Consider the following 14,879-nt stretch of genomic DNA (forward strand, 5'->3'; position numbering starts at 1 on the left):
TTAAAACAGACTGAGCTGGCTTTTTTCTTCCTGAGCCTGTTTGTAGTCTTTCTGTCTGGGTAGAGAATCTTCTACAATCCTCTTCAGAACTTCCATGCAGACTCTTGCATCGTCATCTGCCCTGTGTGCAGCTTTTACTTCTATATTGAACCTTTGAGCAAGAGACTGTAATTTGAATGTTCCCTTTATATTCATTGCAGTCAGGGACGGGTATGCCCATTTTGACAGGGGCAGGGTATCAATGCAGATGTTTTTCAGCGGTGCAAGACCCGATCTTATCAGGGCTGCATTCATGAAGTAGAGGTCAAAGGGGGCGTTATGAGCTGCAAGAAGAGTATAATCGTCCTCAATGTATTCAAGAAAAGCTTTTACTGCTGTCTCTTCTCCGGGACAGTCTTTAAGCATGTCATTTGTTATGTGAGTCAGTTCTTCCAGCTGAGCCGGTACGGGTACAGGGGGCTTTATGAGTATGTCAAAAGGTTCTCCTATTATTCCGTCACAGTTGAATTTTACGGCGCCTATTTCAATCATATAGCTGTCTGAGGCATGAAGCCCTGTTGTTTCCGTATCAAATGCTATGAAGGTTCTTCCGCAAAAAAATTCCCTGGCAAGAGTGTTGTATTTAGAAAAAATATGTATAGGAGGTCTTTCGTTCATTTTCCGTTTTATCCTGTAAAAAAAATATCCCGCAGTTATACAGCCACGGGATATTATTAAAATAAAAGTTCTATGAAGTTAATTCATTACTGAGCTGCATCAAGAACAGCCTTGATTTCTGCAGAAATCTTATTGCAAAGATCATCTGCTTCTTTTTTAGCTGCTGCAAGAGCTGCATCTGTTTTTTCTGCAACAGGAACAGTTGAATTGATATAGAACTTAATCTTTGGTTCAGTTCCTGAAGGGCGTGCACTTACGACTGTTCCACCTTCGAGGAAGAACTGAAGTACGTTGCTCTTTGGAAGGCTTACGCTTTCCTTTACAGAAGGGTTGAGAGGATCAAAAGAAACGCTTTCCTGTACGTCGCGGATCTTGAGAACTTTTTTTCCGCCTAAAGTTTTAAGACCTTCTGAGCGGAGTTTTGTCATGATTCCCTTCATGATTCCAGGGCCTGAAATTCCAGGGAAGTACTGGTTGATTGAAACATCCTGGTAAAGACCGTATTCCTTGTACATTTCGTTGAGGCGGTCAAGAAGTGACTTACCTTTGCTTGCCCAGTAGAGGGTCATTTCTGCACACATTGCAGCAGCACTTACACCGTCCTTGTCGCGGATCTGTGTTTCGATAAGGTATCCGTAGCTTTCTTCAAAACCGAAAACATAGTTTCCAGTTCCGTTCTTTTCCATCTGTCCTTCATCATAAGCAATCCATTTGAATCCTGTAAGGCATTCCTGGCTTCTTACACCGTAGTGAGCAGCAATCTTGTCAGTAAATGGAGATGTTACGATAGAGCGGATGAGAACAGGATCTGCCGGCATCTTGTTGAATTCTTTCTTTGAAAGAAGAACATAGTCTGCAAGAAGGGCTCCCATCTGGTTTCCTGTAACAAGTACGAAGTTTCCGTCTTTGTCAGGGAATGCTGAACCGAAACGGTCTGCATCCGGGTCAGTTGCCATTACAACGTCAGCCTTTTCTTTTTTAGCAAGGTCAAGTGCCATTTTAAGGGCTGGTGCTTCTTCAGGATTTGGTTTTTCTACTGTAGGGAAGTCACCGTTTCCTTCTCTCTGTTCAGGTACGGTAATAACGTTAAGTCCGAGGTCTCCAAGAACCTTTTCTACGTGCATTGCACCTGTTCCGTGGAGTGGTGTGTATACAACTTTTACAGAAGATGCTTTTTCTTTAATGAGTTCAGGACGGAAAAGCTGGCTCTTAACCATAGCCTGGAATTTTTCATCCATTTCTTTGTCCATGAGAACAATCTTTCCTTCCTTGATTGCCTGTTCACGGTCAATGAGTTTTACTTCTTTTACTGCATTAACTTCTGTGATAATGCCTTTGTCATGTGGTTCTACAACCTGGGCACCGTCATCCCAGTATGCCTTGTATCCGTTGTACTGAGGAGGATTATGGCTTGCTGTTACTACAACGCCAGACTTACAGCCCAGTGTGCGGATTGCAAAAGACAGTTCAGGAGTTGGTCTCATTCCTGTAAAGAGATATGCCCTGATACCGTTTGCTGCAAATACGCGTGCAGTGATATCTGAGAATTTGTCATGGTTGTGCCTTGAGTCGTAGGCAATAGCAACGCTTAAGGTTCCCTTTTTGTGTTCTTCAGGGAATGCCTTGATAAGATAGTTTGCAAGTCCCTGTGTTGCTTTAGAAATGTTAAGTGTGTTCATGCGGTTTGTTCCGCCGCCCATAACTCCGCGCAGACCGCCGGTTCCAAATTCAAGAGACTGATAGAAACGGTCTTCAAGTTCTTTCATGTCTTTTTTAGCAACAAGTTCTTCTACCTGTGAGCGGAATGAATCATCTTTTTCTTCCGCAATGTACTGCTGTGCTTTAGCAAGAATTTCCTGTTCGTTCATGTTTATCCTCTTTTGCTGTTAAAATGTGTACAAAAGTAACGGATGCCCGAAAATCTCAGAGCATCCGCCTAAAATATATCAGAATAAGTTAGTTTCTGCTACCACTTTTAAAAATTAAGTTTAAGGGCAGAACTCAGCGTGTTCCCTTGTCGTAAGGAATTCCTTCTGCCTTTGGAGCACGGGATTTCTTTGACGTAAGGGCAAGTACGATAAGCGAAATTATGTAAGGAAGCATCTGGAACGTTTCGCTTGGAAGATGGAGTACGTCAAGTGCCTTAAGGAGAATGTCAAAGCCTGAGTAGGTAAATGACAGTGCATAGAAGAAACCGAAGAGAAGGGCAGAACCTGCGATGTAGAGAGGTTTCCACTGACCGAAAATCATTACTGCAAGGGCAAGAAATCCTGCTCCCGTTACACCTGTTGAGAATTTCCATTCTGCAGAAGCTGAAGAAATGTATGTGATTCCTCCGATACCGCCAAGTGCTCCTGAAATGAGAACGCCTGCATAACGCATCTTGTAAACGTTGATACCTACGCTGTCTGCTGCCTGAGGATGTTCTCCGCAGGACCAGAGTCTTAAACCGAATCTTGTCTTGTACAGGATTACGGTTGCTGCTGCAAGTACCAGTACTGCAATTATGATGAACCAGTTGAATTTAAAAGAACCTATGCTGAGAAGAAGGGATTCCCTCTGCTCGTTGTACTTCAATATATCAGAAAAGTCCTGCTGCGGTTCGTTTGCAGTGCGGGCTGTATTGAATGAAGTTACGATAACGGTTGCTGCTGCAGTTGCAAGCATGTTGATGGCCGTTCCTACAAGTGTCTGGTCTGCCTTGAAGTTTATTGCAGCTACGGCAAGGAGAAGGGAAGAAATCATTCCGCAGAGGGCACTTACCAGAATCGTAAGGAGGACAATTACAAAAGGACTTGTTCCTGCCGAAATCTGAGAAAGCACGAAGGCTCCTCCCAGCGCACCGAATACCATTATTCCTTCAAGACCGATGTTGATTACGCCGGAGCGTTCAGAAAACATTCCGCCTAATGCTACAAGTATAAGAACAGAAGCAAAAATTAATGTGTACTGTATGATAAGGGCCATTATGCAGCCTCCTTACTTGAAGTTCTGTTTTTCTTTGCCGTAAATTTTGTAATTATGGTTTTGAATATAAGTACGAATGAGCAAAGATAGATGATTATTGAAGAAATCAAATCAGCAATATGTGGATTGTAGTAGGTTGTATCAAGGGCGGCACCTCCGGAAGTAATGTGCTGGATGAAGAATCCTGCGAAAATTGTTCCGATAGGGTTAAGGCCTCCAAGGAAGGCAACTGCAATACCGTTGAATCCCATTCCAGGAACAGCTGCGCTTGTTTCCCACTGCTGCATGTCCGTAAGGTAGTAAAGGCCTGCTGCCATGCCTGCAAGGGCACCTGAGATTGCCATTGTAATGATGATGTTTGTCTTTGCCTTCATGCCGGCATATTTTGCTGCGTTTTTATTGAATCCGGTAGCCCTGAGTTCATATCCGAAAGTAGTTTTTGTAAGGACGATAAGGATTGCTATGGCAACGATTATTGCCAGAGGAATTGCTATGGTTGCATAGCGGCAATTGAAAACCTTATCAAGTCCCATCTTCGGAAGAAGGGAATCAGGAGAAACGGCGGTAATATTGTAAGTAAGGGATTTTGAGCTGTTCATTACTGCCGGTCTTTTAAGGATAGTGTTGGTAATGTAAAGTCCGATCCAGTTAAGCATGATGCATGCAATTACTTCGTTTACGTTAAACATTGCCTTGAAGAATCCTGCCAGTGCGCCCCAGAGTGCTCCTGAAAGTATTGCAAAAATAAGGCACAGGTACCACGGCATGTGGAATCTTACGGCACAGGTAAGGGTAACTGCAATGGCAATACAGTACTGTCCGCCGGCACCGATGTTAAAAAGACCTGCTTTATAGGCAAAGAGAACTGAAAGTCCGCAGAGAATCAGCGGAACTGCCTGTACCAGGGTGTTTCCAAGATTTTCAAGAATCAGGTCCCCTGTTGGAAAATTAAGGAAGTTCAGAAGAATTGTCTGAATTCCTTCACCTGCGTGTTCTGCGTTAATGAACAGGAGTACGATAAATCCTGCCAGAATTCCCAAAAGGGCACAGAAAACGGCTGAAACTATTGATTTAAAGCTTTCGCTTTCTAAAATATTATTTTTCATTTGTCATTCCCCTGTCGTTTTGCACCTGACATGTAAAGTCCAAGTTCCTTGAATGTGATTTCTTCAGGCTTAAACTCTCCGTTGATTTCTCCTTCGTACATAACGAGGATTCTGTCTGCAAGGGCAAATACTTCTGAAAGTTCGTAAGAAACCAGAAGAACACCGGCTCCTCTGTCTCTGTCTGCTACAATCTGCTTGTGAATGTATTCGATGGCACCAACATCAAGACCGCGGGTTGGCTGTACTGCGATAAGAAGTTTGTGTTCCTTGTCAAGTTCGCGGGCTATGATTGCTTTCTGCTGGTTTCCTCCTGACATGGCACGGACAGTAGTTTTTGTTCCCTGACCTGATCTTACGTCAAACTGATTAATAAGGCGTTCTGCATATTCAGTAACAGCTTCCTTCTTTATAAAGCCTTTGTTCTGGAAGTCTTTCTGCCAGTAACGCTGAAGGACAATGTTCTGCTCAAGATTGTAGTCAAGAACAAGACCGTGCTTATGGCGGTCTTCCGGAATATGGCTCATTCCGTCAATGGAACGCTGCCTGATGGATTCTTTAGTAATGTCTTTTCCGCCGAGAATGATTGAGGTGTCGGCAGAGGCAAGAGGTTCAAGTCCTGTAAGTCCGTGAATGAACTCTGACTGTCCGTTTCCGTCAATACCTGCAATACATACGATTTCTCCTGAATGAACTTCAAGACTTACGTTTTTTACTGCAAGGGCATCATGGATGCGGCTCTTTACGCAGAGATTTTTAATTTCGAGTACAGTATCTCCCGGTTTTGCAGGGGCTTTATCTACCTGAAGCTGAACGTCACGGCCAACCATCATATGGCTTAAGTCATTTTCATTTGTATCTTTTATGTCTACGGTGCCGATGTATTTTCCCTTCCTGAGAACGGAACATCTGTCGGCAACCTGCATGATTTCTGCGAGTTTATGTGTGATGAAAAGAATTGATTTTCCTTCTGCTGCAAGATTTTTCATAATCTGCATGAGTTCTGTAATTTCCTGCGGAGTAAGAACTGCTGTAGGTTCATCAAAAATAAGTATTTCATTTTCCCTGTAGAGCATTTTAAGTATTTCTACGCGCTGCTGCATTCCTACAGGTATGTCTTCAATAATTGCATCCGGGTCAACAGAAAGCCCGTAGCGGTTGCTGAGTTCTATGATTTTTTCTCTGGCTTCTTTTCTTTTAAGAAAACCGTATTTTGCCGGTTCTGATCCGAGAATGATGTTGTCAAGTACTGAAAAGGTTTCCACAAGCTTGAAGTGCTGGTGAACCATTCCGATGCCGAGAGCCGTAGCATCATTAGGATTATTGATTTTTACTTCGACGCCGTCTTTTTTTATCTTTCCTTCTTCCGGCTGGTAAAGACCGAAAAGAACGCTCATAAGGGTTGATTTTCCGGCACCGTTCTCTCCCAGAAGGGCATGAATCTCACCTTTTTTTAACTGAAGCGTAATGTTGTCATTAGCAGTGATTCCGGGGAATCTTTTTGTAATGTTGAGCATTTCGATAATGAATTCACTCATGTTGTAGTCCTTTTTGGAAAAAAAATGTCATCACTCAGTTTTTGCTGAATGATGACATTTCTTCTATTTTTAAGATTTATTATTTAATGTTTCCGTATGTGTTGAATTTGATTGCAACAGAAGGTTCTTTTTCAATTTCAGCAGATACAGAAAGTTCACCTGTAAAGAGCTTTGTTACAAGTGCCTTGTAGTCATCTACAGAGAAGTTTTTCATAGACCATGTGTCTGTAGGAAGCTGAACGTAGTTGCTCTCGATGTTTGTAGAAGAAACAAGACCGAGGCTTGTAATCTGTCCGCCGTATACGTCATCCCATGTGTTGTTGAGGATTGCAGCAAGGTTTGCCTTTACTGTAGGTGCAAGACCCTTCATTGCAGAAGTGATGCACATTCCGTCTCCGTAAGTAGAGTTGATGAGGGCACTCTGGTCTGTATCTACACCGATGAGTTTTCCGCCAACATCTTTTGCAGCTTCACATGCTGATGTAAAGATTCCGCCGCCGCATGCAAATACAACCTGTACTCCGCGTGCTGTGTACCATGAATCCATTACACCCTTAATCTGAGCGTCACCGAAGAACTGGTTACCGTAAACATATTCAACAGTAACTTTGTCTGCTTTTCCGGCTTCAACAGCAGCCTGGTTTGCACCCTGAACAAATCCGTATCCGTAGCGGACTACAGCAGGTACTGCCATTCCGCCAAGGAATCCCAGGTGTTCGTATCCTTCTTTAACTGCAGCGTATCCAGCCATGTAGCCAGGAATCTGTTCGTCATATACTGCACAGAAAACGTTGCCAGGAAGTGTGTATCCTGCTTTTCCTGCAGCCTGTGCTGCACCTTCAATATCTCCCTTTGATACGTCAAGGGCGATGAATTTAATGTTAGGATATTTTTCTGCTCTTTCTACGATAGCTTCTGCAAAAAGGAATCCTGGAAGTACGATAGCCTTGATTTTTCCTTCTTTTGCAGCAAGATCAATTGAAGCAACACGTGCTGATGTTGTGTTTGCTGTTGGTTTGAAATACTTGAAAGTAAGGTTGTTTTCTTTTGCGAATTCCTTACATGCTTCATAAGTTGTCTGGTTGAATGACTGGTCTGTGATGTCTCCTGAGTCTGTAACCATACAGATGTCAGCTCCACCTTTTTTGGAATTACATGAAGTAAGTCCTGTAAATGCCGTGAGTGCTACTAAAGCAGCTGCAAGCAGTTTTTTCATGTTTGTTTTTCTCCTTCTTTGAATGTTTTTTTTTAGGATCCTGTGGTTTTTCAAAACCGCGTATCGATTATTATAAATCTAAGGTTTTTAAAACACAAGAAAAATATTCAATTTTAGTGAAGATTTTATATCAGTAGCGTCAAACTTTGAACTGATCAATCTCCTTTCCGATACGGTTAATTGATGCGTTCATTTCCGCAGAGATTCCCGTAAGGGCATTTCCTGTTTCTTCAATTTTTGTAGCACTTGCCGTAATGACGCCTACGGAATCATTGAGGTTTCCAGAGTTGTCCTTGAGTTTTGCTACTTCTGAGAGAATCTGGCGGCTTCCGGTACTCATTTCTCCGGCTGCTGCCTTTACGTTTGACGTGCTGTCACTCATTGTCTGTAGGGCATCAAGAACCTGTTTTGAACCTTCTGCCTGTTCTTCCATTGCGGATTTTATCTGCCTTACCAGTTCATCCGTTTCCTTTATGCTTGCAGAAACTGCCACGAAGGCTTCACTGGATTCAGAGGAAGAGGTTACTACAGTCTGAATTGACGACATGATTTTTTGAAGCTGGTCTCCGATGGTCTTTGACTGTGCGGAAGAGGTTTCGGAAAGTTTACGGATTTCATCTGCTACTACGGCAAAGCCTTTTCCTGCGTCTCCTGCGTGGGCTGCTTCTATGGCTGCGTTCATTGCAAGAAGGTTAGTCTGCTCTGCAATTGCAGAAATTGCTACGTTTGCCTCCTGAAGCATTGTTGATTGAGTTTCAATTTCGCTTATCTGCTCGTTTACAGTCTGCTGCTTTGAAGAACCGAGATTTGCCTTCTGCTGCAGGGAATTAAATTCCGAGGCCATCTTTTCGATGGAAGTATTTATTGCAGATATGTTGCCGATCATCTGTTCCGTTGCTGCGGAAGCCTGTGTAACTCCCGAAGACTGGTTTTGAATCATGTGTTCGAGAGACTGAATGTTTGAAGTTATTTCGGTAACAGCCGTGGCGGTTCCGTCTACGCTCTGGTTCTGGGTTCTTATGATTTCCTTAAGCTGGTTTATGCAGCCGAGTATTTCTTTGATGGAAGTTTCCGTGTCCTGAGTGCTTGCCTGAAGGTTTTCGTCTGCTGCAACAAGCTCTTTTTTTGAATCCTTTACCTGAGAGATTATTTCCTGCAGTTTCATTATGAATTTATTGAAGCCGATACCTACAGAACCGATTTCATCTGCATGTTTTATTTCTATTCTTTGGGTAAGATCTGCATTTCCGCTGGCAATGCCTGCAATGCTTTTTCCTACAGCCTTGAGGGGTCTGAAGGCTATAAGCATCAGGGATATTATTATTAAAAGTATAACGATGGCGATTATTATATTGCTTATTACAAGTATGTTTCTTATGCTGTTTGCAGATGCGTCAAGCTGTGGTTTTGGAATGCAGATTCCTACTGACCATCTGGTTTTGTTTACAGGAGCAAAGAAAATAACGTCAGATTCTCCCGGCATTACGAAACTGTTTACGAGTGCATTGCCTGTTTCTCCTGCAAGCATCCGTTTTGCTGCTGCATTTATGTCCAGATGACCGTCAATGCTGTCGTTAAGGAAGTTCTTCTGCATCTGAAGTTCACTGTCCGGGTGACACATTGCGGTTCCGTCTCCGGAAAGCATGAAGGCATAACCTTTTTCGCCAAGGGTAAAGGCATGTATTTCTGACTGAATTTTATCTATGGTTTTTACCCCGACAAACATACCGATTTTTTTACCGTCGGAAGAGTAAGCAGCTTTTGCTATCATTATTGATACTTTTCCAGTTGCTTTTGCAAAAGTTGGGTCTGCTATAAAATAATCGTCGCCTGACATTATGGCTTTGTAGTAGGCGCGGTCTGAGTTGTTACCCCGTTTACCGGAGTCATAGTAGGAATTTCCCTGAGCATCGATGAATAGTACATAGTCAATTTCTGGTGTGCGGCGGGGAGGTGTAGTAGCTAGCCATTGTGCAATTTCTTCCGGTGAAGTGTAATTATAAACTACATCAGCATTTGTATAGAATTCCATGTGGTTGATGTTTTCATCAATCCATGAAGTTACGTATTTTGCATAGGTCTGGGCAATCTGGGTAAGATCATTATCTGCGGTTTCTTTAGATGATTTGTTTACTTCGTATACAGAAAGTTCTACCAGCAGTACGAAAAGTGCAACTATTACGATACCTGTCGTTAAAACGATTTTTCTGATGATACTCTTCTTTTTAGGTTCCATAAAATCAGTTTCCTCCAGTTTTTTTGCTGTTTGTTTAATATTACTTTAATTTTACATTAGGAAACTGAATTTAGCAAAGAAAAACGTCAGGCCAGGTTTGAATCGGCTTTCTGCAGCAGCGCCCGTTCCCATTCAAGAAGGCTTGCTTCCGTCTGAGGACGATCTCCCTTTACGTCGCACAGTACTCTGAATACTTTTTCCGTTCCGCTGGGCCTCATCCATATAAAGGCTACAGGATTTCCGCTTTTGTCCTTAAACAGAACCTTAAGACCTCCGTTGCCGTTGTTCCATTCTGTGGCATTCCGGGTTTCTTTTGTGCCGTTGGTGGTGATACATTCATAACCTGCAATGGAATACTTTTCTAAAAGTTCCTGTTTCCTTGCATTCCATTCCTGCATGAATATTTTCTGGAATCTGAGTTTCAGGTGCCCCTTGTCTTCTGTCTTTACGTCAAGAACTGCCCGCTTTTCGCTTACTCCTGTAGTTGAATACTTAGGAAGGGTTTCAATTACATCAGAGAGGGTAAAGTCAGGCTTGTACTTGTTTTCCTGTCCCGACAGCCTGCACCATAAGTGAAAGATTCCTTCCTGAACACGGCCTTTTTTGTTTACCGTGTCCCGGATGCAGAGAAGCTTTACTGCTGCAAAAACAGTTGCGACCGGATCCCTTACGCAGGACGGCCAGGTGATGTTTCCTCCGTTTGAGCCTTCTCCTAAAATTCTGACGATGAAGCCTTCATTCCGCTTTTCCCGTGCAAGATTTACGACGTTTGCTTCTCCTACTTCTCCACGGAATACCTTTGCATCAAAGACTTTGCATATTTCTTCTATTCTCATGGAAGTCGGACAGTTTACTGCCACTGCAAGTTTTTTTGTCTTAGGATTTTTCCAGTATTCAAAGGCCAGTTCAGCCATAACGCACAGGGCAAATACTTCCTGGGCTGCAATTGGAACGGCTTTATCCTGTTTTTCATTCCAGTAGACCATATTTCCCCTGTCTCCGTCGCAGTCAGGCATATAGCCGAGAAGAGCTGCCGGGTTTCCGCTTTTCTGAAGTTCATTCATTTTTTCTGCGCACCATACAAGGTTTTCAGGTTCAGGAATTATTTCATGAACGATTTCACCTGGTTTAGCATTTATGGCTGTAAATCCCAGTGAACATTTCTGTACGAAGCTGCTGTCTATAGAAAGGGAACGGGCGCTTCCGTTCATGTCACAGACTATGGAAAGGGGGTTGTATTTTACGCATTCTTTCAGCAGAGAAAAGAATTCTTCCTGCTGTTTTTCTTTTTCCGTACCTGTTATTACCGTTTTAATGAATTTTTCATAGCTGGAAACGGCGAGTTTTTTAAATTCTTTGCTTTCCGTAAGTACTTTTGCATATTTTTTTTCATCAGTCAGGTTAAGCAGTTCTTCTGCATGGGGCTGGCAGTTTACGGTAAGAAGCTTTGACTTAAAGTCTTCCGCCAGAAGTTTTGCCTGTGATGCTTCCAGTACTCCTCCGTCATTCATTCCGAATTTTATTCCGTTGTGTCCTATGGGATTATGGCTTGCACTTATATAGATAAATCCGTCTGCATTTTTTGAATAGGCCATTATCTCCGGAGCTGCGGTAATGCCCAGATACTGGATTTTTACTTTATGGTACAGCATTGCCTTTATCATTGCCGTGGCCATCTGGTTACCGGTAGGACGGCTGTCCCTTCCCAGTACAATGACTGGTTTTGTTTTGCGGGTTTTATTCTGAACGTAGTTTACGAAAGACTCTGCTATAAGGGCACATAAAAATGTGTTTGTTTCTCCGATGTTTTCTCCAGAATCAAACTGGTCTCCTGATTCTGCAAATACTTTGCGCCAGCCTGATGCTGACAAAATCATATTGTGTTCCATAGTTTTTCAATTATACCGATTTTTTGTCATAAGTTCCATAAATTAAGGCGTCAGCCGTATTTATTAAAATTGAGTTTTCCTATAGATTGTTTCTTATGGAATATGAAGAACTTAAACAGCCTGAAGCAGGTGATGTAGTTGTTGTCGGTCTCAGTGGCGGTGTAGATTCAACCGTTACTGCAAAACTTCTGAAAGAAAGGGGATGCCGTGTCATAGGTGTAACCATGTCATTGTGGAAAAATGACATGCCCCAGCTCCCTGAGGAAGTAAAGCTTCATGACAGCTGCTATGGTCCCGGTGAAGAAGGTGATATAGAAGAGTGCCGCACTTTCTGTAATGAGCAGGGAATAGAGTATCATGTCATTGACGTGAAGGATGAATATCAGAAGGAAGTTCTGGATTATTTTAAGGCAGAATACCGTTCCGGAAGAACTCCTAATCCATGTATCAGATGCAACCGTTTTATAAAATTCGGTGCCCTTCTGGCAGGAATTTCAAAACTTGGCATTGAATATGATTATTTCTGTACGGGGCATTATGCAAAGACAGTACGGCCTCTTGAAGCAATCCGTACTGTTTACGGAAGTGATGCTGCAGATATTCCTGAAGGACAGTCCCGTCCTGTTCAGATTGCCGTTGCAATGGATATTTCCAAGGATCAGGCATATTTCCTTCACAGAATTCCTTCTTCTGTTCTGGAGAAAGTCCGTTTTCCTTTAAGCGGATATACAAAAAAAGAAGTGTTTCAGATGGCCCGTGACTGGAATCTTAAGGCTGCTGCCCGGGAAGAAAGTCAGGACTTCATGCCTCAGCCTTTTATTGATGTGCTTTTTTCAGACAAACCTTCCGTTCCGGGAGATTTTATAGACAGGGACGGACATGTTCTTGGACGTCATCGCGGAATAGAGCATTATACTGTTGGTCAGAGAAAAGGTCTGGGAATAAGTTCCGTACGCCCTCTTTATGTTGCAGAAATTGATGAAAAGGAAAATAAAATTGTTCTGGGACATGATGATGAACTGTTCTCTTCTGAGTTGATTGCGGAAGATCTTGTATGGGCCGGCAATTATAATCCTCTGTGTGCTTTTGAGGCTATGGTAAAAATAAGGCTTGCTTCCCGTCCCGTAAAGGCAAGGGTTGAGCCTTACGTTCCTGCTGATTTAGAAAACTTCAAGACTCCCTGCTGCAGGGTAGTGTTCGAAGAAAAGCAGAGGGCTGTAGCTCCGGGGCAGTCAGTTGTATTTTACAGTGACGGTGTTACTCTGGGCGGAGGCATTATCGCCCGTGCTTTAAGAATCCAGTAGTAAAATCAGTAAATATCCAGGGGGAAAAAGTAATTCTTATTCTCCCTGAGTATGTTTGTGATTGTAATTCCTACCGTGTTTTTTCCCGGTGTCAGCGGAATGCGTGCCAGAAGTTCCTTTGTTGAATCAGGATACAGTTCCTCTACGGAATAGTTTTTGTTTCCGCTGGTACAGAGTTTTCCGTTTTTTTCACACAGGGTTTCAAACTGAATGTGCTCTACTGCAGCTCCGTTTATGGAAACTGTTGTCTTTGCAGGAACAGCAGTTTTCTGTCTGTCTTTGTAAATGCTGTAGGTTCCGGACGGAAGCCTTTTTTCCGTTAAAGGATTGTGGTATATGCCGTTGTCATCCTTCAGGGTAATGTTTGTGGCATAAAGCGGCAGTTCAGTTCCTGTACGGGGCATTGGAATGCGGGGATTTACAGCGTTTGAGTTTTTTGTATCTAGTACCTGGAATTCAAGGCAGCTGAGGCCTTCCTGCCAGCCTGAGTTTCCGCTTTTTCCGATAAAAGTTCCCGGTTCTACTTTCTGCGGAAGGTCTTTCTGTAAACTGTCTTCATCAAGATTGCCGTAAATGCACATAAGGTCGTCATCGTGGGCAATGAATACTGCATTTCCCAGGGTAGATTCAAACCAGCCGTAGTCATTTGTGTGTTCCCTGACTGTAAGCAGGAGTTCACCGTTCTGTACTGCTTTTATGTCTGAAATATCGTTAAAAATAAGTGAAGTGCTTATTGTTCCGCCTCTGAGCTGACCGAAGTAAGAAAAAAAAGAATCTGCGGCCGTTTCATTCTGAGGCCAGTCAAAGGAAGAAAATTCTCCGAATACACCTGATGCTGCAAAACCGGCTGTAAGAACTGCCATTGATATTATTTTTTTCATAGTATTCCGCCTGTCTGTACTGTTTATTTTTTAGAAACTGTAAGTCTTGAAATCTTACTGTTTCTTCCGATGTAGAAATTTTTGCCCCGCACCTGAATGAATGCGCATTCTGCTTCAAAGGAGAACTGTGAAGCGATATGGTTGTATTTTTCAAGAACGGTAACCGTGTATTTGCTGTCATTTTTACTGAGTACAAATACAAGGGACTCAGAAGAAGATTCTTCAATTTGAATTACTCTTCCATTTATAGGAAGATGATAGGATTTTTCATCATCGTAGCTGTATACTCCGAGATGGTCTTTGTAGCTGTAGTAGACAGCCCTGTCATTGAGGGAGTATTTTACGATTACCTGTTCGGAGGATTCTGTTTCAAGATATTCATGAAAAACGATGCGGCTGTGTCCTTTGTCTTTTTTTGCCGTTACGAACCTCTGTCTGTCCCGTCCGCTGATGCATGAAACTGAGTTTCCGTCAGAAGAGATTCCTGCTCCTAAAATTATCTCATGCCTGCTTCCCTTTGGAGAAAACCTGTGGTTTACAGAACCGTCATTGTTGAAGGAAATGAGGGTGCCGTCTGCATAGCCTGCTACTGTTCCGCCTTTACTTGAACTGAAGGCTGTGATTGGAGCGTAGTTTTCAAATTTCCAGAGAGCTTTTCCGTCGGAACCGCATTTAACAAAAGAGGTGCCTCCCGGAAGAAAAACATATATCCGGTCTTTGTCAAAAAAAGGAAATCCAGAAAGTTCTATTGTTCCAGCTTTTGTGCCGTCTGCATTAAAAAAATCTGCAGAATTATTGTTGGTTCCGAATGCTGCATAATAAGAATCAGAAACTGCTGCTTTATATGGAAAAGGTATGTTGCGGACGATTGATCCGTCTTCTGTAAAATATCCTATGTTCTGTCCGAGCTTGAAGGGAATCAGCTCTTTTTTCTCAGTTTGAGCGGTTTCGTTTACATGAAAAATATCCTGTGTCCATTCAGGTATCAGATGAAGTTCTTTTCCCAGCGGCCGCATGGCGAATATTATGTAAAGTACGCAGAATGCCGTTACGCCGATGATGATTTTATTTTTATTTGATGGTTTCAT

11 protein-coding genes are annotated in these 14,879 nt (G+C 42.7%); 1 reads left to right on the forward strand and 10 read right to left on the reverse strand.

The window, feature by feature from the left end:
- The 8 genes from HNP77_RS09770 to HNP77_RS09805 form a co-directional block, all read right to left on the reverse strand.
- Positions 1–657 (reverse strand): 3'-5' exonuclease, encoded by a 657-nt coding sequence (locus HNP77_RS09770; RefSeq protein WP_184653006.1) that lies wholly within the window; start codon positions 655–657, stop codon positions 1–3.
- 86 nt (positions 658–743) lie between these two features.
- Positions 744–2,525, reverse strand: coding sequence for a phospho-sugar mutase (locus HNP77_RS09775; RefSeq protein WP_184653007.1), 1,782 nt, complete (start codon positions 2,523–2,525; stop codon positions 744–746).
- Positions 2,526–2,658: 133 nt separating this feature from the next.
- Entirely contained in the window at positions 2,659–3,624 is a 966-nt protein-coding gene (locus HNP77_RS09780; protein WP_184653008.1) for an ABC transporter permease, read from the reverse strand.
- Positions 3,624–4,730, reverse strand: coding sequence for an ABC transporter permease (locus HNP77_RS09785; protein WP_184653009.1), 1,107 nt, complete (start codon positions 4,728–4,730; stop codon positions 3,624–3,626). Before HNP77_RS09785 ends, HNP77_RS09780 begins: the two co-directional genes overlap by 1 nt.
- Positions 4,727–6,265, reverse strand: a complete 1,539-nt coding sequence (locus HNP77_RS09790) for an ABC transporter ATP-binding protein (protein ID WP_184653010.1) — start codon at positions 6,263–6,265, stop codon at positions 4,727–4,729. Before HNP77_RS09790 ends, HNP77_RS09785 begins: the two co-directional genes overlap by 4 nt.
- Positions 6,266–6,344: 79 nt before the next feature.
- Positions 6,345–7,481, reverse strand: coding sequence for a BMP family lipoprotein (locus tag HNP77_RS09795; protein ID WP_184653011.1), 1,137 nt, complete (start codon positions 7,479–7,481; stop codon positions 6,345–6,347).
- Between the two features lie 139 nt (positions 7,482–7,620).
- Positions 7,621–9,717 carry a methyl-accepting chemotaxis protein gene (locus tag HNP77_RS09800; RefSeq protein ID WP_184653012.1) on the reverse strand — a complete coding sequence of 699 codons (2,097 nt, stop codon included), beginning with the start codon at positions 9,715–9,717 and terminating at the stop codon, positions 7,621–7,623.
- Positions 9,718–9,803: 86 nt separating this feature from the next.
- Positions 9,804–11,606 carry a phosphoglucomutase gene (locus HNP77_RS09805; protein WP_246428911.1) on the reverse strand — a complete coding sequence of 601 codons (1,803 nt, stop codon included), beginning with the start codon at positions 11,604–11,606 and terminating at the stop codon, positions 9,804–9,806.
- A 95-nt stretch (positions 11,607–11,701) separates the two neighbouring features.
- On the opposite strand from HNP77_RS09805, the gene mnmA reads away from it, so the two are divergent.
- On the forward strand, positions 11,702–12,910 hold the full coding sequence (gene mnmA, locus HNP77_RS09810; RefSeq protein WP_184653013.1) for a tRNA 2-thiouridine(34) synthase MnmA: 1,209 nt from the start codon (positions 11,702–11,704) through the stop codon (positions 12,908–12,910).
- Between the two features lie 5 nt (positions 12,911–12,915).
- Here mnmA and HNP77_RS09815 read toward each other — a convergent pair whose 3' ends face one another.
- Both HNP77_RS09815 and HNP77_RS09820 read right to left on the reverse strand, forming a co-directional pair.
- Complete coding sequence (locus HNP77_RS09815; protein WP_184653014.1) at positions 12,916–13,791, reverse strand: M23 family metallopeptidase; 876 nt, start codon at positions 13,789–13,791, stop codon at positions 12,916–12,918.
- A 23-nt stretch (positions 13,792–13,814) separates the two neighbouring features.
- Complete coding sequence (locus HNP77_RS09820) at positions 13,815–14,879, reverse strand: hypothetical protein (protein WP_184653015.1); 1,065 nt, start codon at positions 14,877–14,879, stop codon at positions 13,815–13,817.

Origin of the sequence: Treponema rectale (assembly GCF_014202035.1) — a bacterium.
Classification (GTDB): domain Bacteria; phylum Spirochaetota; class Spirochaetia; order Treponematales; family Treponemataceae; genus Treponema_D; species Treponema_D rectale.

Coding starts and splice junctions, on each gene's coding strand:
- HNP77_RS09770 (WP_184653006.1), bottom strand. CDS start 657: ATGAACGAAAGACCTCCTATACATATTTTTTCTAAATACAACACTCTT.
- HNP77_RS09775 (WP_184653007.1), bottom strand. CDS start 2,525: ATGAACGAACAGGAAATTCTTGCTAAAGCACAGCAGTACATTGCGGAA.
- HNP77_RS09780 (WP_184653008.1), bottom strand. CDS start 3,624: ATGGCCCTTATCATACAGTACACATTAATTTTTGCTTCTGTTCTTATA.
- HNP77_RS09785 (WP_184653009.1), bottom strand. CDS start 4,730: ATGAAAAATAATATTTTAGAAAGCGAAAGCTTTAAATCAATAGTTTCA.
- HNP77_RS09790 (WP_184653010.1), bottom strand. CDS start 6,265: ATGAGTGAATTCATTATCGAAATGCTCAACATTACAAAAAGATTCCCC.
- HNP77_RS09795 (WP_184653011.1), bottom strand. CDS start 7,481: ATGAAAAAACTGCTTGCAGCTGCTTTAGTAGCACTCACGGCATTTACA.
- HNP77_RS09800 (WP_184653012.1), bottom strand. CDS start 9,717: ATGGAACCTAAAAAGAAGAGTATCATCAGAAAAATCGTTTTAACGACA.
- HNP77_RS09805 (WP_246428911.1), bottom strand. CDS start 11,606: ATGGAACACAATATGATTTTGTCAGCATCAGGCTGGCGCAAAGTATTT.
- mnmA (WP_184653013.1), top strand. CDS start 11,702: ATGGAATATGAAGAACTTAAACAGCCTGAAGCAGGTGATGTAGTTGTT.
- HNP77_RS09815 (WP_184653014.1), bottom strand. CDS start 13,791: ATGAAAAAAATAATATCAATGGCAGTTCTTACAGCCGGTTTTGCAGCA.
- HNP77_RS09820 (WP_184653015.1), bottom strand. CDS start 14,879: ATGAAACCATCAAATAAAAATAAAATCATCATCGGCGTAACGGCATTC.